This window comes from Pseudonocardia sp. Ae150A_Ps1 (genome assembly GCF_001932315.1).
In the GTDB taxonomy this organism is placed as follows: Bacteria; Actinomycetota; Actinomycetes; order Mycobacteriales; family Pseudonocardiaceae; genus Pseudonocardia.
In genome coordinates this window covers 834,260-854,539 of the sequence record NZ_MCIJ01000001.1, presented here as the reverse complement: position 1 = coordinate 854,539, position 20,280 = coordinate 834,260, and the positions used below count along the sequence as shown (strand labels likewise).

General features: G+C 73.3%; 19 protein-coding genes. 11 read left to right on the top strand and 8 right to left on the bottom strand.

The annotated features are described in order from the left end of the window. Positions 1-307 precede the first annotated feature (307 nt). The 5 genes from Ae150APs1_RS03605 to Ae150APs1_RS34165 are packed head-to-tail and all read right to left on the bottom strand — an operon-like array spanning position 308 to position 5,007. Complete coding sequence (locus tag Ae150APs1_RS03605; RefSeq protein WP_060576612.1) at positions 308-1,330, bottom strand: LLM class F420-dependent oxidoreductase; 1,023 nt, start codon at positions 1,328-1,330, stop codon at positions 308-310. Positions 1,331-1,353: 23 nt separating this feature from the next. Next, positions 1,354-2,517 carry an acyl-CoA dehydrogenase family protein gene (locus Ae150APs1_RS03600; RefSeq protein ID WP_075295775.1) on the bottom strand — a complete coding sequence of 388 codons (1,164 nt, stop codon included), beginning with the start codon at positions 2,515-2,517 and terminating at the stop codon, positions 1,354-1,356. A gap of 44 nt (positions 2,518-2,561) precedes the next feature. Further along, positions 2,562-3,326, bottom strand: coding sequence for an enoyl-CoA hydratase/isomerase family protein (locus Ae150APs1_RS03595; protein ID WP_075295773.1), 765 nt, complete (start codon positions 3,324-3,326; stop codon positions 2,562-2,564). Next, positions 3,257-4,426, bottom strand: a complete 1,170-nt coding sequence (locus Ae150APs1_RS34170) for an AMP-binding protein (RefSeq protein ID WP_254849442.1) — start codon at positions 4,424-4,426, stop codon at positions 3,257-3,259. The genes Ae150APs1_RS03595 and Ae150APs1_RS34170 overlap by 70 nt, the downstream gene beginning before the upstream one ends. After that, positions 4,384-5,007 (bottom strand): AMP-binding protein, encoded by a 624-nt coding sequence (locus Ae150APs1_RS34165; RefSeq protein WP_254849420.1) that lies wholly within the window; start codon positions 5,005-5,007, stop codon positions 4,384-4,386. Before Ae150APs1_RS34165 ends, Ae150APs1_RS34170 begins: the two co-directional genes overlap by 43 nt. A gap of 273 nt (positions 5,008-5,280) precedes the next feature. On the opposite strand from Ae150APs1_RS34165, the gene Ae150APs1_RS03585 reads away from it, so the two are divergent. Genes Ae150APs1_RS03585 through Ae150APs1_RS03560 form a run of 6 tightly spaced genes read left to right on the top strand, consistent with a single transcriptional unit; the run spans position 5,281 to position 13,434 of the window. Beyond that, entirely contained in the window at positions 5,281-6,435 is a 1,155-nt protein-coding gene (locus Ae150APs1_RS03585) for an acyl-CoA dehydrogenase family protein (protein ID WP_075295771.1), read from the top strand. A 31-nt stretch (positions 6,436-6,466) separates the two neighbouring features. After that, positions 6,467-8,068: a carboxyl transferase domain-containing protein gene (locus Ae150APs1_RS03580; protein ID WP_075295769.1), complete on the top strand. Its 1,602-nt coding sequence runs from the start codon at positions 6,467-6,469 to the stop codon at positions 8,066-8,068. 8 nt (positions 8,069-8,076) lie between these two features. Next, positions 8,077-10,071, top strand: a complete 1,995-nt coding sequence (locus Ae150APs1_RS03575; RefSeq protein ID WP_075295767.1) for a biotin carboxylase N-terminal domain-containing protein — start codon at positions 8,077-8,079, stop codon at positions 10,069-10,071. Continuing rightward, a complete protein-coding gene (locus Ae150APs1_RS03570) occupies positions 10,071-10,832 on the top strand; it encodes an enoyl-CoA hydratase-related protein (protein ID WP_010243012.1) in 762 nt (253 codons plus the stop codon). The genes Ae150APs1_RS03575 and Ae150APs1_RS03570 overlap by 1 nt, the downstream gene beginning before the upstream one ends. Positions 10,833-10,834: 2 nt before the next feature. Further along, the gene (locus Ae150APs1_RS03565) at positions 10,835-11,656 is read left to right on the top strand and encodes a TIGR03084 family metal-binding protein (protein ID WP_075295765.1); all 822 of its coding nucleotides are present in this window, start codon (positions 10,835-10,837) and stop codon (positions 11,654-11,656) included. Further along, positions 11,653-13,434 (top strand): acyclic terpene utilization AtuA family protein, encoded by a 1,782-nt coding sequence (locus tag Ae150APs1_RS03560; protein ID WP_075295763.1) that lies wholly within the window; start codon positions 11,653-11,655, stop codon positions 13,432-13,434. Before Ae150APs1_RS03565 ends, Ae150APs1_RS03560 begins: the two co-directional genes overlap by 4 nt. Here the strand turns inward: Ae150APs1_RS03560 and Ae150APs1_RS03555 are convergent. From Ae150APs1_RS03555 to Ae150APs1_RS03545, 3 genes are all read right to left on the bottom strand, one after another. Continuing rightward, positions 13,431-14,117, bottom strand: coding sequence for a GPP34 family phosphoprotein (locus tag Ae150APs1_RS03555; protein WP_075301626.1), 687 nt, complete (start codon positions 14,115-14,117; stop codon positions 13,431-13,433). The genes Ae150APs1_RS03560 and Ae150APs1_RS03555 overlap by 4 nt on opposite strands. A gap of 105 nt (positions 14,118-14,222) precedes the next feature. After that, complete coding sequence (locus Ae150APs1_RS03550; RefSeq protein WP_010242145.1) at positions 14,223-14,609, bottom strand: cupin domain-containing protein; 387 nt, start codon at positions 14,607-14,609, stop codon at positions 14,223-14,225. A gap of 49 nt (positions 14,610-14,658) precedes the next feature. Then, positions 14,659-16,275 carry a BCCT family transporter gene (locus tag Ae150APs1_RS03545; protein WP_075295761.1) on the bottom strand — a complete coding sequence of 539 codons (1,617 nt, stop codon included), beginning with the start codon at positions 16,273-16,275 and terminating at the stop codon, positions 14,659-14,661. 236 nt (positions 16,276-16,511) lie between these two features. Between Ae150APs1_RS03545 and Ae150APs1_RS03540 the strand changes: the two genes are divergently transcribed. From Ae150APs1_RS03540 to Ae150APs1_RS03520, 5 genes are read left to right on the top strand one after another with little or no spacing between them, the layout of a single operon-like run. Further along, a complete protein-coding gene (locus tag Ae150APs1_RS03540) occupies positions 16,512-17,210 on the top strand; it encodes a GntR family transcriptional regulator (protein WP_075295759.1) in 699 nt (232 codons plus the stop codon). A 1-nt stretch (position 17,211) separates the two neighbouring features. Further along, positions 17,212-18,336: an LLM class flavin-dependent oxidoreductase gene (locus Ae150APs1_RS03535; protein ID WP_075295757.1), complete on the top strand. Its 1,125-nt coding sequence runs from the start codon at positions 17,212-17,214 to the stop codon at positions 18,334-18,336. Further along, the gene (locus Ae150APs1_RS03530; RefSeq protein ID WP_060575800.1) at positions 18,333-18,968 is read left to right on the top strand and encodes an amino acid synthesis family protein; all 636 of its coding nucleotides are present in this window, start codon (positions 18,333-18,335) and stop codon (positions 18,966-18,968) included. Before Ae150APs1_RS03535 ends, Ae150APs1_RS03530 begins: the two co-directional genes overlap by 4 nt. Next, on the top strand, positions 18,965-19,522 hold the full coding sequence (locus Ae150APs1_RS03525; protein WP_010242156.1) for an amino acid synthesis family protein: 558 nt from the start codon (positions 18,965-18,967) through the stop codon (positions 19,520-19,522). Before Ae150APs1_RS03530 ends, Ae150APs1_RS03525 begins: the two co-directional genes overlap by 4 nt. After that, positions 19,519-20,280 carry an alpha/beta hydrolase gene (locus tag Ae150APs1_RS03520; protein WP_075295755.1) on the top strand — a complete coding sequence of 254 codons (762 nt, stop codon included), beginning with the start codon at positions 19,519-19,521 and terminating at the stop codon, positions 20,278-20,280. The genes Ae150APs1_RS03525 and Ae150APs1_RS03520 overlap by 4 nt, the downstream gene beginning before the upstream one ends.

Below are 20,280 nucleotides of genomic sequence, written 5' to 3'. Positions count from 1 at the left end.
GCAGCCGCACGAGTTCGAAACTGTGCGGATTGCCCTCAACGTGTGCGGTCGCGGGGCGCGGTGCGGCCCCGGGTCGGGGTGCAGCCGCACACCTCGTGGTGCAGCCGCGCATCTTGTGGCGTAGCCGCATGCTTTGTGAGGCAGCCGCACGAGCCTGATCCTGTGCGGGCTGCCCCCAACCTGTGCGGGTCGCCCTCAACCTGTGCGGGAGCGGTCCGGCGCGGGTGCGCGGCGCGGGTCGTGCGAGCCCCGCGCGCGGCCCGTGCGGCGCAGCGCGGCGCGGTGCGGGCGCGGGCGCGGGCGCGGGTCAGGGGATCAGGGCTCGGGACACCGCGGCCAGATCCTCGGGCAGGCCCTGCACCGCGATCGAGTCGACGACCGTGTCCTCCCACCGGCCGAGGTCGTCGCGGATCTTCGCGGCCGGGCCGACGAGGGCGACCTGCTCGACGAGCGCGGTCGGGATCGCCGCGGCGGCCGCCGCCTTCTCCCCGCGCAGGTAGAGGTCCTGCACGCGGGCGGCGAGCTCGGCGTGGCCCATGCGGGCGAAGACGTCGTGGTGGAAGTTCGCGCCCCGCGCGCCCATCCCGCCCATGTAGAGGGCCAGGTCGGGGCGGACCCGGTCGGCGGCGCGGTCGACGTCGTCGTCGACGACCACCGGCAGGGTCGCGACGACCTCGAACCGGTCGGGCCGGCCGCCGCGGCGGGCGAACCCGGCGTCGAGCGCCTCGCGGTAGAAGCCGTCGAACGCGGGGGAGAAGAACATCGCGTGCCAGCCGTCGGCGATCTCGGCGGCGAGCGCGATGTTGCGGGGCCCCTCAGCCCCGAGCTGGATCGGCAGGCCGGGGCGCCGCACGTGCAACGACGACCGCAGCGGCTTGCCGAGCCCGGTGCCGCCGTCGAGGGGCAGCTCGTGGAACTCGCCGCGGTAGGTGAGCGGTCGCTCGCGTGCGAGCACCTGCCGGACGACGTCGACGTACTCGCGGGTGCGCGCGAGCGGGCGCGGGTAGGCGACCCCGTGCCAGCCCTCGGACACCTGCGGGCCGGAGGCGCCGAGCCCGAGCACCACCCGCCCGCCGGACAGGTGGTCGAGCGTGGCGGCCGTCGTCGCCGTGGCGGCGGGGGTGCGGGCGGGGATCTGGGCGACGGCGGTGCCGAGCCGGATCCGGCCGGTCAGCGCGGCGCAGAACGCGAGCGGGGTGAAGACGTCCGAGCCGTACGCCTCGGCGAACCAGATGCCGTCGAACCCGAGGTCCTCGATCTCGCGCACCCGGTCGGCGAAACCGTCCGGGATCCCGGTGGAGAAGTGTCCGGCGTTCACGCCGACGGGCAGGCTCATGGGTGGTGGTCTCCTGGTCAGTAGGACTTGGGCAGCCCGAGGACGTTCTGGGCGATGAAGGCGAGCGCGAGCTCCTGGCTGACCGGCGCGATGCGCATGAGCCGGGCCTCGCGGAAATAGCGGTTCACGTGGTACTCGTCGGCGTACCCCATCCCGCCGAAGGTCTGGAGCGCCTGGTCGGCGGCCCGGTACCCGGCGTCGGCCGCGAGGAACTTCGCGGTGTTGGCCTCGCGGGCGCAGCGCTCGCCCCGGTCGTAGAGCCAGGCCGCCTGCCGGCAGACGAGCTCGGCCGCGTCGAGGCGGGCGTTCGCCTCGGCGAGCGGGAACGCGATGCCCTGGTTCTGCCCGATCGGCCTGCCGAAGACCTCCCGCTCGCCGGCGTAGCGGACGGCGGCGTCGACCGAGGCCCGCCCGATGCCGAGCGCCTCGTGGGCGAGCAGGATGCGCTCCGGGTTGAGCCCGTCGAGCAGGACCCGGAAGCCCTCGTTCTCGGCGCCGACCAGCCGGCCGGCGGGGACGCGGACGTCGTCGAGGGTGACCTCGTAGGACGCGACGGCGTTGCGCCCCATCTTGGGGATCGCCCGGGTCTCGATCCCGGGGTCGTCCATGTCGACCAGGAAGATCGAGAGGCCCTCCATCGGCGCGGCGGGGTCGCGCTCGGCGGTCCGTGTGGCGAGCAGGATCCGGTCGCTCTCGGCCGCCTTGGAGATCCACACCTTGCGGCCGCTGATCCGGTAGCCGTCGCCGTCGCGGACGGCGACGGTGCGGATCCGCGAGGTGTCGGTGCCGGCGTCGGGCTCGGTGACGCCGAAGCAGACCTGCAGTTCCTCGGTCGCGACCCGGGGGAGGACCTCCCGGCGGAGTTCCTCGCTGCCGTGCCGGGTGACGACGTTGATGCCGAACACGCTCAGGTGCAGCGGGGTGCACCCGTTCATCGCCGCCCCGGACGCGGCGATCGTCTCCAGCAGCAGCCCGGCGGCGGCGACACCGAGGCCACCACCGCCGTACTCGGTGGGGATCCCGATGCCGAGCCAGCCGGCCTCGGCGAAGGCCCGGTAGAACTCGGTGGGGAACAGGTGCTCCCGGTCGTGCCGGGTCCAGTAGTCGCCGTCGAACCGGCCGGCGAGGTCGGCGACGGCGGCCCGGATGTCGCGGTGGTCGTCGGGGAGGGAGAAGTCCATGTCCGCCGATGATGTCGATCGGGGGCCCGCCGGTGAAGAGGGGATCACCCGCTCCGCTCGGCGAACCTGGTCAGCCCGGCCCGCAGCTCGTCCGAGCCGACGTAGCCCGCGAAGGCGTCGAACTCCAGCTCCAGGGCCTCGTCGGTCGGCAGGTCGCGGGCGGCGCGGGCCACCCGCTTGATCTCGGCGACCCCGCGGTCGTTCCGCGTGAGGACGCGGCGGGCGAGGCGCAGCGCCGCGGGCAGGAGGTCGTCGGCGGGGACGACCTCCTCGACCAGACCCCACCCGACGAACCGCTCGGCCGGCTCGAGGTCGCCGGTGAGCAGCAGCCGTGTCGCGACGTTGGCCGGGACCTTGCGCTGCAGCCGCACCGTGCCACCGCCGCCGGGGATCACCCCGAACCGCAGGTGCCCGTCGCCGAGCAGCGTCCCCTCGGCCGCGACGACCATGTCGGCGGCCAGGACCAGCTCGAAGCCACCGGCCACCGCGTAGCCGTGGACGGCCGCGACGACCGGCCGGGGCGAGGCCTCGACGCGGGCGAACAACTCCCCGGCGCGCCGCACGAAGGTCAGGATCGCGTCCTGTGCGCCGTCGAGGCGCGCACGCAGCCGGCGCAGGTCGGCGCCCGCACAGAACGCCCGCCCGCTGCCGGCGACGACGACCGCGCGCACGTCGGCGCGGGAATCGATGGTGTCCAGGGTGGACTCCAGGTCGTCGAGCAGCTCGTCGGACAGGGCGTTCAGGTGCTCCGGCCGTGCCAGCCGGACGACCGCGATCCCGTCGTCGACGTCGAGGGTGACCAGCGGCATCGTCGTCCCCCTCCGCCCTGGCCGAACAGCGTCGTGTGCTCGTGGCGCAGCTTGTACTTGAGGATCTTCCCGCCGACGGTCTCGGGCAGTGCGTCGGCGAACACGACCGCCTTGGGCGTCTCGTAGCCGCCGAGCCGGGCCCGGCAGTGCTCGATGATCGACTCCTGGTCGGCCTCGGCGCCGGCCCGGAGCACGACGACGGCGGTCACGGCCTCGCCCCAGTGCGCGTGCGGGAGTCCGATCACCGCCGCCTTCTCGACGGCCGGGTGGGAGTGCAGCACCGACTCGACGCGCAGGCTGGACACGTTCTCGCCGCCCGACTTCACGATGTCCTTGAAGCGGTCCACCATGATCCGGAGGCCGTCGTCGTCGACCGCGGCGCTGTCGCCGGAGTGGAACCAGCCGCCGCGGAACGCCTCGCGGGTGGCGTCCTCGTTCAGGTAGTAGCCGGCCGTGACGATCGGGCTGCGGTAGACGGCCTCGCCCGGCGTGTGCGGGGCGTCCCGCAGCGAGGCGCCGGTCTCGTCGACGACGTCGGAGGCGAGCAGCGGGCTGGGCACCCCGACGTAGTTGACGGCCGGTGCCGAGCGGTCGTAGACCTCGGGCCACTTCGCCGGCCAGAACCGGTGGCAGGCGATCGCCTCGGTCTGGCCGAAGATCCCCAGCACGGTCAGTCCCGGCGCCTCGCGCAGCAGCGTGGCGTAGACGTCGGGGGCGAGCGCGCCCCACCCGTAGACGAGCACGGTCAGGCTGGAGAGGTCGGCCCCGGTGCGGTCGGCCTCCGCGGCCAGCGCGGCCACGAACTGCGGGGACCCGGCCCAGACCGCCGTCGGCCGTTCCTCGGCGATCGCGGCCACGACCTGGTCGGGCACCGGCCGGCGGCCGAGCACCAGCGAGCCGCCGGACAAGAACGCGGAGAGCGTGAAGATCTGGTCGCCGACGTGGTAGATCATCGGCAGGTAGGTGAGGACCTTCAGCTCGGTCTCCACCCGGAGCCCACGGGTCAGCGAGACGGCGAAGTTCAGGCCGGCCAGGTGGCTGGCGGCGTGCGAGGTCATCACGCCCTTCGGCATCGCCGTGGTCCCCGACGTGTAGAGCAGCTGCCAGATGTCGTCGCCGTGGATCTCGACCTCGGGCTCGGTGGTGGGGTGGCCGTCGAGGAAGCCGCCGAAGGGGGGGACCCCGCCACCGGGCCGCCGCCGATGGTGACCGTCGCCCCGACCCGCAGGCCGGTCCCGGTGAACGCCTCCTCCGCGCGCGGCCACAGCTCGGCGTCGACGATCGCGAGGCCGGGCTCCGCCTGGGCGATCAGGTGTTCCAGCACGTCGGTGGCGAGGGAGGGGTTGATCGGCATCGCGACCATGCCCGCCTTCGCGATGCCGATCTTCGCGAGGTAGGCCTCCACCGAGTTCTCGCAGAACAGGACGACCCGGGCGCCCGGTTCGAGGCCCCGGCCGGCGAGCGCGTGCGCCACCTGGCAGGCGATCTCGTCGGCCTGCCGGTAGGTCACCGATGCGAATCTCTCTTCACCGTAGGCGCCGGGCCGTCCGGTGACGGCCGTCGCGTCCGGGTAGCTCCAGGTGAGCCGTTCGAAGACGTCCCCCACGGCCGTGCGTTCCCAGCGGTTCACCGCCCGCCTGCCCCGCAGCGTCGTGACGTCGATCTTCCCGAGCAGGTCCACACCAGCCTCCTTGCCGTTCACCGGACGGCGGTCAGCATCGCGGGCCCGGGTGACGAAGACAACCCTTGAGTCACACTCGATTCACATAAGCCCGAGATATGGCGGTGTGATCCCCGTCATGAGAGGGTGTCGAGGTGGGCGTCGGAACCGGGCATGAGCTGCCGACTTGCCGGGTCGAGCGGGCCGGTGCCGGGGCTTGCCAACGTCGACGAAAGTGAACGACGATGTACTCCGTGCCGGGGCGACCGGCCGAGGACGGCTGAAGGAGTCGAGGTGGACTTTCGGGAGAGCCCCGAGCACAGGGACCTCCGGGACACGGTGCGGGCGATCGCGGCGGAGTTCGGCCCGGAGTACTACGTCCCGCGGGCCGAGGCGGGCGAGCCCACCTCGGAACTCTGGGCCAAGCTGGGGAGCAGCGGTTTCCTCGGGATCAACCTCCCCGAGGAGTACGGCGGCGGGGGCGCCGGGCTCGTCGAGCTCGCGATGGTGTGCGAGGAGACCGCCGCGGCGGGCTGCCCGCAGCTGCTCCTGCTGGTGTCGGCGGCGATCTCCGGCGAGATGATCGCCGACTTCGGGACGCCCGAGCAGAAGGCGCACTACCTGCCCCGGATGGCCTCCGGTGAGGCGAAGGTGGTCTTCGCGATCACCGAGCCCGACGCCGGCTCCAACACCCACCGGCTCTCCACCGTCGCCCGCCGCGACGGCGCCGACTGGGTCGTCAACGGGACCAAGCACTACATCTCCGGTGTCGACGAGGCCGAGGCGATCCTGCTGGTCGCCCGCTCCGGGGTCGACGAGAACACCGGCAAGGGGAAGCTCTCGCTGTTCCTGGTGCCGACCGACGCACCGGGCCTGGTGCGGACCCCGCTGCCGGTGTCGGCGAAGCTGCCCGAGAAGCAGTTCGTCCTGCACTTCGACGACCTCCGCCTCCCCGCGGAGGCGCTCGTCGGCGAGGAGCACAAGGGCTTCCAGCAGGTGTTCCACGGGCTCAACCCGGAGCGGATCACCGGCGCCGCGGTGTGCGTCGGCGTCGCCCGGCACGTACTGGGCCGGGCCGCGGAGTACGCGACCACCCGCACGGTCTGGGACGTCCCGATCGGCAGCCACCAGGGCGTGGCGCACCCGCTGGCCAAGGCGAGGATCGAGACCGACCTGGCGGCGCTGATGACGTCGAAGGCCGCCTGGCTGCACGACGAGGGACTGCCGGCCGGGGAGGCGTCGAACGTCGCGAAGTACGCCGCCGCCGAGGCCGCCGGCGCCGCCGTCGAGGCCGCCATCCAGACCCACGGCGGCAACGGGCTGGCGACCGAGTACGGCCTGCTGCCGTACTGGGGGATCTCGCGCCTGCTGCGGATCGCCCCGGTCAGCCGGGAGATGGTGCTCAACTTCGTCGCCCAGCACAGCCTCGGGCTCACCCGCTCGTACTGATCTCCTCCGATCCGAAGGGGCCCGCAGAACCATGCCCACCGTCCTGCGTTCCGCGCTGAACACCGCGGACGAGACCTACCTCAGCAACCGCACGCAGTCCGAGAAGGTGCTCGCCGAGCTCGACGAGCAGCTGCAGACCGCCGTCGCCGGTGGTGGGGAGCGCTACCAGAAGCGCCACCACGACCGCGGACGGCTGCTCGCGCGGGAGCGGATCGAGCTGCTCCTCGACCGCGACGCGTCGTTCCTGGAGCTGTCGTCACTGGCCGCCTGGGGGACCCGGTTCACCGTCGGCGCGTCGATCGTGACCGGCATCGGCGTCGTCTCCGGGGTCGAGTGCGTGCTCATCGCGCACGACCCGACCGTCCGCGGCGGGGCGATGAACCCGTGGTCGCTGAAGAAGACGCTGCGCGCACTCGAGATCGCCCGCGTCAACCGGCTCCCGGTGATCAACCTGGTGGAGTCGGGCGGCGCCGACCTCCCCACCCAGTCGGACCTGTTCGTGCCCGCCGGCAAGATCTTCCACGATCTCACCGAGCTCTCCTCGATGGCGATCCCGACGATCGCGCTGGTGTTCGGCAACTCCACCGCGGGCGGCGCCTACGTGCCCGGCATGTGCGACTACGCCGTGATGGTCGACCAGCAGGCCAAGGTCTTCCTCGGCGGCCCGCCGCTGGTGAAGATGGCCACCGGCGAGGACGCCGACGACGAGGAGCTCGGCGGCGCGTCAATGCACGCCCGGGTGTCGGGGCTGTGCGACCACTTCGCCGTCGACGAGCACGACGCCATCCGGATCGGCCGCGAGATCGTCTCCGAGCTCGGCTGGCACAAGCTCGGCCCCGGCCCGACGCGGCCCGACGACGAGCCGGTCCACGACCCCGACGAGCTGCTGGGCATCGCGCCGTCGGACATCAAGGTCCCGTTCGACCCGCGCGAGGTGATCGCCCGCGTCGTCGACGGCTCCCGCTTCGGCGAGTACAAGCCGCTGTGGGGGACGAGCCTGGTCACCGGCTGGGCGTCGATCCACGGCTACCCGGTCGGGATCCTCGCCAACGCCCGCGGGGTGCTGTTCAGCGAGGAGGCGAAGAAGGCCGCGGAGTTCATCCAGCTGGCCAACCAGACCGACACGCCGCTGATCTTCCTGCAGAACACCACCGGCTACATGGTCGGGAAGTCCTACGAGCAGGGCGGGATCATCAAGGACGGCTCCAAGATGATCAACGCGGTGGCCAACAGCACGGTCCCGCACATCACGGTCAACCTGGCGGCCTCGTTCGGTGCCGGCAACTACGGCATGTCGGGACGCGCCTACGACCCGCGGATGATGTTCGCCTGGGCCGGTTCCCGGCTCGCCGTGATGGGGGCCGCCCAGCTCGCCGGCGTCATGTCGATCGTGGGGAAGCAGTCCGCGGAGTCGTCGGGCCGCGAGTTCGACGCCGAGGCCGACGAGCGGAACCGCGCGGCGATCGAGGAGCAGATCGAGTCCGAGTCGCACTCGTTCGCCGTCACCTCGAAGCTCTACGACGACGGCCTGATCGACCCCCGTGACACCCGCACCGTGCTCGGTATCGCCCTGTCGGCCGCGCACTCGAACACCGTCGAGGGCCGCCGCGGCTTCGGCGTCTTCCGGATGTGAGGCAGGAGATGACCATCCACAAGCTGCTGGTGGCGAACCGCGGTGAGATCGCCGAGCGGATCATCCGGTCGGCCCGTGCGCTCGACATCGCCACCGTCGCCGTCCACTCCGACCCGGACGCCGACGCACTGTTCGTCGAGGCCGCCGACGAGGCGGTGCTGCTCCCCGGCGCCGCACCGGCGGACACCTATCTGCGCGTCGAGAAGATCATCGAGGCGGCGCGGGCGACCGGGGCCGACGCGATCCACCCCGGCTACGGCTTCCTCTCCGAGAACGCCGGGTTCGCGCGCGCCTGCGCCGAGGAGGGCATCACCTTCGTCGGCCCGCCGGTCGAGGCGATGGGTTCCAAGATCGCGGCGAAGGAGCTGATGGAGAAGGCGGGCGTGCCGGTGCTGCCCGGCGCGACCGTCGACGACGCCGAGGAGATCGACGCCGCCACGGTCGCCGCGATGGCCGACGGCATCGGCTACCCGCTGCTGGTCAAGGCCGCGTGCGGCGGCGGCGGCCGGGGCATGCGCATCGTGCGCGCCGCCGACGAGGTCGTCGACGCCGTCACCGGTGCCCGGCGCGAGGCGACGTCCGCGTTCGGCAACGGCACCGTGTTCCTCGAGCGGTACGTCGAGGACCCCCGCCACGTCGAGGTGCAGATCTTCGGCGACACCCACGGCACCGTCGTCCACCTCTTCGAGCGGGAGTGCTCGATCCAGCGGCGCTACCAGAAGATCATCGAGGAGGCCCCGTCCCCGGCCGTCGACGACGCGCTGCGCGCGCAGCTCGGCGACGCGGCCGTGGCCGCCGGTGCCGCGATCGGCTACACCGGTGCCGGCACCGTCGAGTTCGTCATGGCCCCCGACGGCGAGTTCTTCTTCCTGGAGGTCAACACCCGGCTGCAGGTCGAGCACCCGGTCACCGAGGAGATCACCGGGCTGGACCTGGTCGCGCTGCAGCTGCGCGTCGCCGAGGGCGACCCCCTCCCGGCCGAGGTCCGCGGGGCGACGATCACCGGGCACGCGATCGAGGCCCGCCTCTACGCCGAGGACCCGGCCGCCGACTACCTGCCCGGCTCCGGCACCCTGCACCGGTTCCGGATCCCGGAGCTCCCGGGCGTCCGGGTCGACACCGGGGTGCGGGACGGCTCGCTGGTCGGGACGCACTACGACCCGATGCTGGCCAAGGTGATCGCGCACGGCCGCACCCGCGCGGAGGCGGCACGGAAGCTCGCGCGGGCGCTCTCCGAGGCGCAGCTCCACGGCCTGGTCACCAACCGCGACCTGCTCGTGGCGGTCCTGCGCGAGGACGAGTTCCTCGCCGGGCGCACCGACACCGGCTACCTCACCCGGCACGATCCGTCGGCCCTGGTCGGGACGGTGCCGCAGCACACGGTGGCGGTGCACGCGCTGGCGGCGGCGCTGGCCGCGCAGTCGGCCCGCCGCGCCGACGCCCCCGTGCAGCGCCCGGTCCCGACCGGGTGGCGCAACGTCGGCGGGGCGTCCCAGCACGCCTGGTACCGGATCGGCGAGACCGACGTCGACGTGCGCTACCGGATCACCCGGGACGGCCTCACGGCGTCGGTCGACGGAACCCCGCTGGACTCACCGGTGCTGATCGAGGCCCGGCCCGACCGGGTCGACCTGCGGGTGGCGGGCGTCCGCCGCACCGTCTCCGTGCACGTCGCCGGGGACGAGGTGTTCTGCGACAGCGTGCTCGGCGGCACGACCCTGACCGAGCGGCCGCGGCTGCCCGAGCCCGGTACCGAGGCCGCCCCGGGGTCGCTGCTCGCGCCCATGCCCGGCACCGTCGTCCGGGTCGCGGCCGAGGCCGGGCAGGAGGTTGGGGCCGGCGCGGTGATCGTCGTGTTCGAGGCCATGAAGATGGAGCACTCCGTGCGGGCACCGCTGGCCGGTGTGGTCGCGGAGGTCGCCGTCGAGGTCGGGCAGACCGTCGACACCGGAGCGGTCCTGGCCGTGATCGACGAGATCGCGGACGAGAAGGAGGATGCCTGATGTCCGAGGTGACCTACGAGGTCGTGAACGGCGTCGCCTGGCTGACCATCGACCGTCCCGAGGCACGGAACGCGCTGAGCAGGGCCGTGCGCGAGGGGCTGTTCGACGGGGTGCACCGGTTCAACGCCGACGACGGGGCCCGGGTGCTCGTGCTCACCGGTGCGGGGGAGAAGGCGTTCTGCGCCGGCGGCGACCTCAAGGAGATGAACGACACGGCGCTGACGGTGCCGCCGCCGGACTTCCTGCCCCAGCTGGGCCGCAACATCGACGTCGCCAAGCCGACGATCGCCGCGGTCAACGGCATCGCGTTCGGCGGCGGGTTCCTGCTCGCCCAGCAGTGCGACCTCGTCGTCGCCGCCGAGCACGCCCGGTTCGCCGTCTCCGAGGTGCGGATCGGCCGCGGGTCGCCGTGGGCGGCGCCGCTGTCGTGGCTGGTCCCGCCCCGGATCGCGATGGAGATCCTGCTGACCGGCGACCCGATCGACGCGGCGCGGGCCCAGGCGTACGGCCTGGTCAACGACGTCGTGCCCGCCGAGCGGCTGCGGGAGCGCACCCAGGAGCTCGCGGAACGGATCGCCGCCAACGCCCCGCTGTCGGTGCTCGCCGCGAAGCGGACGGCGTACCTGTCCGCGACCCACTCCCGCGCCGAGGCCTACGACCGTGCCGAGGAGATCTGGGAGCCGGTGTACCGCTCCCGTGACGCCCAGGAGGGCCCGCTCGCCTTCCGGGAGAAGCGCACGCCGGTCTGGCAGGGGGTCTGACGATGACGGTGACCCTGGACGGCGTCCTCGACGACCTCGTCGCCGAGACGCGCGTGCTGGCCGATCTGGTCGCCGCACTCGACGACGACGGCATCGCCACGCCCACCCCCGCCGCCGGCTGGGACGTCCGCGACCAGCTGACCCACCTGGCGTACTTCGACGAGACCGCGACGCAGGCCGCGGCCGACCCGGAGGGGTTCCGCCGCGACGCCGACGTGCTCGTCGCGGGCGGGACGGACTTCCCGGACCGGATCGCCGCCGAGCACGCCCACCTGGGGGCCGACGAGGTCCGGGCCTGGCTGGACCGCGCCCGCTCCGCGTTCGTCGGGACCTTCCGCGGCCTGGATCCGAGGACCAGGCTGCCCTGGTACGGCCCGGAGATGAGCGCGCTGTCCTCGGCGACGGCCCGGCTCATGGAGACCTGGGCGCACGGCCAGGACGTCGCCGACGCGCTCGGTGCGGTCCGCGAACCCAGCGACCGGCTCCGGCACGTCGCCCACCTCGGCGTCCGGACGTTCGGGTTCGTGTACACGCTCCACGAACGCCCGGTGCCCGCGACGCCCGTGCGCGTCGAGCTCGACGCACCGTCCGGTGCGCGATGGGAGTGGGGCCCGGCCGACGCCGCCGACCGGGTCACCGGCACCGCCCTGGACTTCTGCCTCACCGTCACCCAGCGCCGCCACGTGTCCGACACCGCGCTGGCCGTCGACGGCGCCGTCGCCACCGAGTGGATCTCGATCGCGCAGACCTTCGCCGGTGCACCCGGCCCCGGCCGTGCGCCCGGCGCCGTGCTCGTCCCGCACACCCCAGGAGGACGCCCGTGACCGCCGAACCCCGCCGCGCCGTCCGGATCGGCAACTGCTCCGGGTTCTACGGCGACCGGATCTCCGCCGCACGCGAGATGGTCGAGGGTGGCCCGGTCGACGTCGTGACCAGCGACTACCTCGCCGAGCTCACCATGCTGATCCTCTGGAAGGCCCGGCAGAAGGACCCGTCCACCGGCTACGCGAAGACCTTCCTCACCCAGGTCGAGCAGATCCTCGGCACCTGCCTGGACCGGGGGATCCGGATCGTCTCCAACGCCGGCGGGCTCAACCCGGCGGGCCTGGCCGCCGAGCTCGGTGCGCTGGCGGAGCGGCTCGGGCTCGCCCCGCGGATCGCCCACGTCGACGGCGACGACCTCGTCGGCAGGCTCGACGAGCTGCAGGCCGCCGGTCACCCGCTGGCCCACCTCGACACCGGTGCGAAGCTCGCCGACGCGGGGGTCGACCCGGTGACCGCCAACGCCTACCTGGGCGCCTGGGGGATCACCGAGGCGCTGCGGGCGGACGCCGACATCGTCGTGACCGGGCGGGTCACCGACGCCTCGGTCGTCGTCGGGCCGGCGGCCTGGTGGCACGGCTGGGAGCGGACCGATCTCGACGCGATCGCCGGTGCCATGGCGGCCGGGCACGTCATCGAGTGCGGGCCGCAGGCGACCGGCGGCAACTACGCGTTCTTCTCCGAGGTCACCGACCGCCGCTATCCCGGGTTCCCGATCGCCGAGGTCGAGGCGGACGGCTCCTCGGTGATCACCAAGCACGAGGGGACCGGCGGCCTGGTCTCGGTCGGCACCGTCACCGCGCAGCTGCTCTACGAGATCGGCCGGCCCGCCTACCTCGGCCCGGACGCCGTGGCGCACTTCGACACGTCGCAGCTGAGCCAGGAGGGTGAGCACCGGGTCCGGATCTCCGGCACCCGCGGCGGCGCCCCCACCGACGAGCTCAAGGTCGCGCTCAACCACGAGGGCGGCTACCGCAACACCATGACCCTGGTGCTGACCGGCACCCGTATCGAGGAGAAGGCGGAGTGGGCGATCGAGCAGCTCGCCGAGCTGCTCGGCGGGCGGGACCGGTTCGCCGAGTTCGACACGCAGCTGCTGCGCTTCGACCACCCCGACGCACAGGCCAACGCGGAGGCCACCGCGCACCTGCGGGTCACGGTGAAGGACCCGGACCGGCGGAAGGTCGGGCGGGCGTTCTCCAACACCACCATGGAGCTCGCGCTCGGCGGCTACCCGGGCTTCCACACGACCACCCCGCCCTCGGCGGAGAGCGCGTTCGGCGTGTACTGGCCCACGCTCGTGCCCGCGTCCGAGGTCGGGCACCGGGTCACCATGCCGGACGGTGCCGTGCGCACCGTCGGACACGCCCCGGTGACGGGTCCGGTCCCGGACCCCGCCCCGGAGGCCGCGCCGCCGGCCCCGGTCGGCGGGCCGACCCGGCGGCTTCCGCTCGGTGAGATCGCCGGGGCGCGGTCGGGGGACAAGGGCGGCAACGCCAACATCGGCGTCTGGGTCCGCACCGACGCCGAGTACGCCTGGCTGCGCGGGCTGCTGACGACCGCGACGGTCCGGGAGCTGCTGCCCGAGGCCGCGGACCTGGAGATCCACCGCTACGAGCTGCCGAACCTGCGGGCGGTCAACATCGTCGTCGTCGGGATCCTCGGGGCGGGCGTCGCGTCGGCCACCCGGCCGGATCCGCAGGCCAAGGGACTGGGGGAGTACCTACGCAGCCGCCTCGTCGACGTCCCGGTGGTGTTGCTGGAGGGCGGGGAGGTCTAGGACGACACCGTGGTGACGACGACGGCCGCGCTGGCGGCGGACAGCGCCGCCGCGGCCGCGATCACCGCGCTGCTCACCGCGGCGGCACCCCAGTTGCCCTGCTCCAGCTCCTTGGCCCGGGTCGCGACCCGGCCCGACCACTTCGGGACCGGGTCCAGGCTCGGCAGCGTCCCGCTGGCCGAGATCAGCGCGATGATCGCGGCGAGCCGGGCGTCGGGCTCCTCGCCGCGTTCGAGGACGGCCTGCATCCGTTCCCGCAGTGCGTACTCGTAGCCGGTGTCCGCCGCGGGGAGCCTGGTCGTCGGGACCAGGCCCAGGAAACGCCTGCGCTCGCGGCGCAGGAACCCGCGCTCGACGAGGCGCTCCGTCAGCGGCTTCCAGAGCGTGGATCCGATCGTGACCAGCTGGGACTGGACGTGCCGCGGCCGCGCGGCGACCGTGTCGTAGGCGTCCTGCAGCAGCGGGTCGGGGAGCGGGCCGTCGCCGGTGGCGACGATCGTCGTGCCCTTGTACCAGGCGTCTCCGTCCTCCGGGCGGATCCGGCCGAGCAGGGCGAGCTCGACCAGTACCGCTCCGCCCAGCGTCTGGTGCAGCGTCCCGGCCCCGGCCGGGACGCCGTACGTGTCGTCCATCAGCAGGAGGAGCACGTCCTCGACGATCAGGTTCTCGCTCTGCACGGTCATCGTCCCCTCGTCCCGGCGGTGCACCGGACCGGCCGGGCAGCTCGACACCCGTAGTCGACACCATGCCGCCACGGCACGGTCAACACCTGTCAGCCCTCCGTGGGCTCACGGGTCGAGGTGGGTGTCCCCGAGGGTGGTCACCGACAGGTGGGTCATGCCGTCGGCGCCGGCCAGGTGACGGTGCCGCTCGCCCGCGGCGACGGTGACGACGTCACCCGGCGAGAGCGCGAGCGCGCGGCCGTCGGCGTACTCGACCGCACCCCGGCCGGCGGACAGGACGAGGGTCTGGTCGGAGTCGTGGTGGTGCCAGGCCGTCCCGGCGCCGGCGGCGAACCGGGTCGCCATCACGGTGAGCCCGCCGGGGGCGTCCGCCCGGCGCGCGATCCTGGTCCACACCGGACCGTCGAACAGGGGCAGGTCGTCGCAGCGGACCTCGGCCGGGACCTCCCCGCCGGGGAAGCGGAGACCGGCGAGCGGCGGGCTGTCGGGCATGGCGGCTCCTCGGGGTCGGGTACCCGGCGGCCGGGCCGGGGTGCGTGGGTCAGCGGACGGCCGTCGTGGCCTCGTCGGGGACCTGCCGGACGGCCGCGTCCTCCCCGCCGGTCGTCTCCCGGTCGCCGGGGGCGGGTCCCGGCCCGGCGGGCGGGAGGACCGGGTCGGTCGAGAGGTCGCGCCAGAACGCGACGGCGACCCCGACGACGACCACGAGGAAGGGCGCGGAGCTGACGATGACCATCTGCTGGAGCGACTCCAGGCCGCCCGCGACGAGCAGCGCCATCGCGGCGGCCCCGGTGACCAGGCCCCACAGCGCGAGGATCCAGGCCGGCGGGTGCTCGGTGCCGCGGCTGGTCAGCATGCCGAGGACGTAGGTGTTGGCGTCCGCGCCGGACACGAAGAACAGCACGACGAGCACGATCGTCACCACCGAGGTGACGGCCGGCAGCGGCAGCGACTGCAGCATGGTGAAGAAGGCGGAGTTGGCGTCCGCCGCCGCGGCGGCGGCGACCCGGGTCGTCCCGGCGAGGTCGGTGTGGATGGCCGTCCCGCCGAACGCGGTGAACCAGATCGAGAACACCAGGCTCGGGACGAGCAGCACCCCGACGACGAACTCGCGCACCGTGCGGCCGCGGGAGATGCGGGCGAGGAAGACGCCGACGAACGCGGCCCAGGACAGCCACCAGGCCAGCATGAAGTAGGTCCAGGACTGCATGAAGTCGATGTCGCCGTTGGCCGGGGTGATCAGGCTGGTCGCGACCAGCTGGCTCAGGTAGCGGCCCACCGACTGCACGTACAGGTCGAGCAGGTACACGGTCGGCCCGGCGATCAGCACGAACACGAACAGGACCGCGCCGAGCCCCATGCTCGCCTCGGACAGGTAGCGGATGCCGCGCGCGACGCCGGTGAGTGCGGACGCGGTGAACAGCAGCGTGATCACCCCGATGATCACGAACTGGACGCCCGTCGAGTTCGGGATCCCGAACAGGGCAGTGAACCCGCCGTTGATCTGCATCGCGCCGAGTCCGAGCGACGTCGTCGTCCCGAACAGCGTGGCGACGACGGCGAAGACGTCGATCGCGCCACCCACCGGGCCGTCGGCGCGGCGCCCGAGCAGCGGCCGGAACAGCGCGCTGACGAGGCCGGTGCGGCCGCGCCGGAACATCGACCACGCCATGGCGAGCCCGACGACGGCGAAGATGCCCCAGGCGTGCAGGCCCCAGTCGAAGAACGAGAACTGCATCGCCGTGACCGCGGCGTCGGTGGTCATCGGTGCGGTGAGGCCGTGCGGCGGGGCCGCGAGGTGCGCGATCGGCTCGGCGACCCCGTAGGAGATCAGCCCGATACCCATCACGGCCGAGAGGATCATGGCGTACCAGGTGAGCCTGCGGAACGCGGGCCGCTCGTCGTCACGGCCGAGCCGGAGCCCGCCGAACCTGCTGCAGGCGAGGAAGAGCAGGAAGACGAGGAACCCGAGCGAGACCAGCAGGTAGGCCCATCCGAAGCCGCGGGTGATGCCGTCGAGCGCGGCGGACCCGGCGCGGGACAGCGACTCACCGGCGGCGGCTCCCCAGGCCACGATCGCGAGCGTCAGCCCGAGCGAGACGAACAGGACGGGGCCGGGTCGTCGTGTCCGCGACGACTCGGCTCTGGGCGTCGACATTGATGCCTCCGGTGCGTGGAGCGATGGAGCGGTGCAGCGAGAAGCCGGGCGAGTCCCGGGCTGCAATGAGCGGGACTGTGGCATGCAAGACGGGGGTGGTCAACCCTCGCCATGTCGTCGCGTCGCGACATGACTGCTCCCGTCGCCCTGGCAGTTATCAGGCGAAATGCACCAGAGGTGCAGAGATCGACCGCTCGCTCTTGACGGGAACCCCGCTATTTCTTAGCTTGTGATGCATGCAAGAGACCGCGGCGCTGGTCGCTCGGCGGGGTGCGCAGGAGCGCGTCCTGGACGGGGTGCGGCGCGCCATCATCGAGGGCCGGTACCTGCCCGGGCAGCCACTGTCCGAGGTCGTGCTGGCCGACGGGTACGACGTGTCCCGGACCCCGGTCCGGGAGGCGCTCAAGCAGCTGCAGATCGAGGGGCTGGTCGAGATCCGGCCCCGGGTGGGGACGTTCGTCCGCGCCCCGAGCCGCCGCGAGGTGGTCGAGCTGTTCGAGCTGAAGGAGATGCTCGAGGGCATGGGGGCCCGGCTGCTCGCCGCCCGCGGCCCGGTCCGGGAGCTCGACGGTCTTGACGAGAACATCGAGCGCTCCGACCGCGCGGTGGCCCGTGGCGATGCCGACGGGTACGCCGCACTGGTCCACGAGTTCCACGAGCTGCTCGTGACCGGCGCCGACAACACCCAGCTCGTCACGCACTACCGCACGCTGATGAACCAGCTCGCCTACCAGCGGCTGGTGTCGGCCTCGCTGACCAGGCCCGGCCGCCTCGGGGAGTCCCTCGCCGAGCACCGGCACGTGATCGAGCTCGTCCGCGGCAAGGACGGCATCGGGGCGGAGTTCGCGATGCGCGACCACGTCCGCTCCAGCGAGCGGGCCACCCTCACCGCCGACCACCGGATCGGCGGCCACTCATCGACGAAGGAGTCCTGAAATGCGTTTCTCCATCTTCCACAACGTCGGCGCCCCCGGCCGGCTTGACGACGTCGCGGGCGTGCTCGACGAGATCCGGGACGTCGCGACCTACGCCGACACCGCCGGCTACCACTCGATCTGGTACACCGAGCACCACTTCGGCCACGAGGGCTACGAGCTCGTCCCGAACCCGGTGCTGATGGGCACCGACATCGCGGCACGCACCTCGCGGATCCGCATCGGCCAGGCCGCCAACATCGTGACCTTCTGGAACCCGATGCGCCTCGCCGAGGACATCGCGATGCTGGACCAGCTCTCGCGGGGCCGGGCCGAGGTCGCCGTCGGGCGCGGGCTCTACGGCCGCGAGGCGATGAACCTCAACCCGTCCGCCGACCCCCGTGACCAGGAGCAGAACCGCGCCCTGTTCGAGGAGACCGTCGAGGTGCTGCGGAAGGCCTGGAGCGGCGACTTCTTCTCCCACCAGGGGGACTTCCACACCTACCCCGCGCCCGGGATCGGCTGGGACCACCCGCTGTCCCCGCCCTCGCCGGAGTTCGTCGGCGCCGACGGCACGCTCAAGGTCGTCCCGCAGCCGTTCCAGCGGCCGCACCCGCCGCTCTCCCAGGTCATCGACACCCCGCGATCGATCCAGGGCGCCGCCCGCGCCGGCATGAAGGGCATCTTCTGGATGCCGCCGATCTCCGAGCTGAAGGGCCGGTTCGAGCTCTACCGGGACACCCTGTCCGAGGCCACCGGCGTCGAGCAGGCACTCGGCACCGGTCTGTCGCTTGTCCGCGACGTCTACGTCGCCGACACCATGGAGCAGGCCCGCGCCGACTTCGAGGAGGCGCTGCTGACCTCCTACCGCTGGATCTGCCACTGGCGCGGACTGAACAACCTGCGCGAGGTCGGCGAGGACATCACCGGGCGGGACCTCGACTACGACTTCCTCGCCGAGCGCAACCTGCTGGTGGGCACCCCGGACCACGTCGCGGAGAAGGTGCACGAGCTGCAGTCCGAGCTGAACCTGCAGGACCTGCTGCTGTGGACGACCCACCCCGGTCTCGAGCACGGCAAGGCGATGCGCAGCTTCGAGCTGTTCACCGAGAAGGTCATGCCCCAGTTCGCCGAGGGCTCCGCGTGAGCGCGATCCGGCGGATAGTCACCGTCGTCGAGGAGAGCGTGCGGGAGCTCGGGGAGCCGGTGCGGACACCGGTCCGGCGGGCCGCTGTCGTCGCCGTCGTCGCGAACCCGTGGCGGGGCCGCGGGATCCAGGACGACCTCTCGCCGGAGGTCGCCGGGCTCGCTCCGGAGATCGCGCACGAGCTGTCGGACCGGCTGCTCACCGCGCTCGGCGGCGCGGCCGGGGTCGAGGCGTTCGGCAAGGCGGCGATCGTGGGCCTGGACGGCGAGCTCGAGCACGCCGGTGCGCTGATCCACACGCCGTTCTTCGGCAACGTGCTCCGGCACCGCACCGAGGGCGAGTCGATCATCGTGTTCTCCGACCAGCGCGCGGCCGCCGGCACCCCGCTCACGGTCCCGTTGTGGCACAAGGACCACGCCGCGACGCGCTCGCACTACCAGACCATCACCGTCCGGGTGCCCGACGGCCCGCGGCCCGGGGAGATCGCCGTCATCGCGGCCGCGGCCGACGGTCCCCGCCCGAACGCCCGCATCGGCGACCGGCGCTCCGACGCCGCGCTCGACCGGCACGTCCTGGACCGGGCGCCGGGCCCGTCCACCGACCACCGCAACCACATGGAGTCCGTCTCATGAGCGTCACCGTCCGCAGCATCCACACCGTCGTCGACGAGATCCACACCGAGGGTGGCCGGCCGGTCGAGCCCGCCGCCCGGGTCGCGGTCGTGCTGGCCGTGGTCGAGAACCCGTGGGCCGGCCACGGCTTCGTCGACGACCTCGGCCCGACGATCGACGAGGTCGCCCCCGAGCTCGGGAAGCTGCTGTCCGACCGGGTCGTGGCCGCGCTCGGCGCGCCGGTCGAGGCCTACGGCAAGGCCGCGATCGTCGGGCTCGACGGCGAGATCGAGCACGGCTCCGGGCTGATCCACACCCTGAAGTTCGGCAACCACTTCCGCGACGCCGCGCAGGCGACCACGCTGCTGCCGGCCGTCGAGAAGCGGGCCGCCGCCGGGACGGTGTTCGACATCCCGCTCAAGCACGTCACCGACGCGACGATCCGCTCGCACCACCAGACCGTCGAGGCGCGCGTCCCGGACGGCCCCCGCGCCGACGAGATCGTCGTCGGTCTCGCCGCCGCCGCGCAGGGCCGCCCGCAGGCCCGCCTCGCACCGCTGTCGAGCGAGAAGTGAGCCGCCCGGCCGACGTGGTCCTGCTGCACGGTGTGGGCCTGGACCACACCCTGTGGGACCGCGTCGCGCCGGAGCTGTCGGCCGCCGGGCACACCGTGCACGCCCCCGACCTGCTCGGGCACGGCTCCGCACCGGACGCCCCGGCCGGGACGACGCTGGCGGACCTGGCCGCGCCGGTCGCGGAGGTCGTCGCCGGCGCCGGCGGTCCGGTGCACCTCGTCGGCTTCTCGCTCGGCGCGCTCGTCGCCACCCGGGTCGCGCTCGACCACCCCGGCCGGGTCGCCCGGCTGACGCTGGTCAGTGGGGTCGCAGGCCGCTCGGACGACGAGCGGGCCGCGGTCGCCGCCCGGCTCGGCGCGGCAGGCACCGACCTGGCGGCGACCTTCGACGCGGCGGTGCGGCGCTGGTTCTCCCCGGAGTGGACCGCCGCGGAGCCGGAGCTCGCCGACCGGGTCCGGCGGACCCTCGCGGCGAACCGGCCGTCGTCCTACCTGGCCTGTTACGCGGTGTTCGCCCGGGCGGACGCCGAGCTCTGGCCGGAGCTGCCCCGGCTCGTCCCGCCGGTGACGGCCGTGACCGGGCCCGAGGACCCGGGCTCCACGCCGGCGATGACGCGGGCGCTGGCCGGCCGCATCCCGCACGGGCGGGCCGTGGTCGTCGACGGCGCCCGCCACCTGCTGCCGCTGGAGCGCCCGGACGCCGTCCTCGACCTGCTCGGCGACCCCGACCCGGTACCCACCCCGACCGACCCCTCGTGA

Coding starts and splice junctions, on each gene's coding strand:
- Ae150APs1_RS03600 (WP_075295775.1), bottom strand. CDS start 2,517: ATGGACTTCTCCCTCCCCGACGACCACCGCGACATCCGGGCCGCCGTC.
- Ae150APs1_RS03595 (WP_075295773.1), bottom strand. CDS start 3,326: ATGCCGCTGGTCACCCTCGACGTCGACGACGGGATCGCGGTCGTCCGG.
- Ae150APs1_RS03580 (WP_075295769.1), top strand. CDS start 6,467: ATGCCCACCGTCCTGCGTTCCGCGCTGAACACCGCGGACGAGACCTAC.
- Ae150APs1_RS03575 (WP_075295767.1), top strand. CDS start 8,077: ATGACCATCCACAAGCTGCTGGTGGCGAACCGCGGTGAGATCGCCGAG.
- Ae150APs1_RS03570 (WP_010243012.1), top strand. CDS start 10,071: ATGTCCGAGGTGACCTACGAGGTCGTGAACGGCGTCGCCTGGCTGACC.
- Ae150APs1_RS03565 (WP_075295765.1), top strand. CDS start 10,835: ATGACGGTGACCCTGGACGGCGTCCTCGACGACCTCGTCGCCGAGACG.
- Ae150APs1_RS03555 (WP_075301626.1), bottom strand. CDS start 14,117: ATGACCGTGCAGAGCGAGAACCTGATCGTCGAGGACGTGCTCCTCCTG.
- Ae150APs1_RS03550 (WP_010242145.1), bottom strand. CDS start 14,609: ATGCCCGACAGCCCGCCGCTCGCCGGTCTCCGCTTCCCCGGCGGGGAG.
- Ae150APs1_RS03545 (WP_075295761.1), bottom strand. CDS start 16,275: ATGTCGACGCCCAGAGCCGAGTCGTCGCGGACACGACGACCCGGCCCC.
- Ae150APs1_RS03540 (WP_075295759.1), top strand. CDS start 16,512: ATGCAAGAGACCGCGGCGCTGGTCGCTCGGCGGGGTGCGCAGGAGCGC.
- Ae150APs1_RS03535 (WP_075295757.1), top strand. CDS start 17,212: ATGCGTTTCTCCATCTTCCACAACGTCGGCGCCCCCGGCCGGCTTGAC.
- Ae150APs1_RS03525 (WP_010242156.1), top strand. CDS start 18,965: ATGAGCGTCACCGTCCGCAGCATCCACACCGTCGTCGACGAGATCCAC.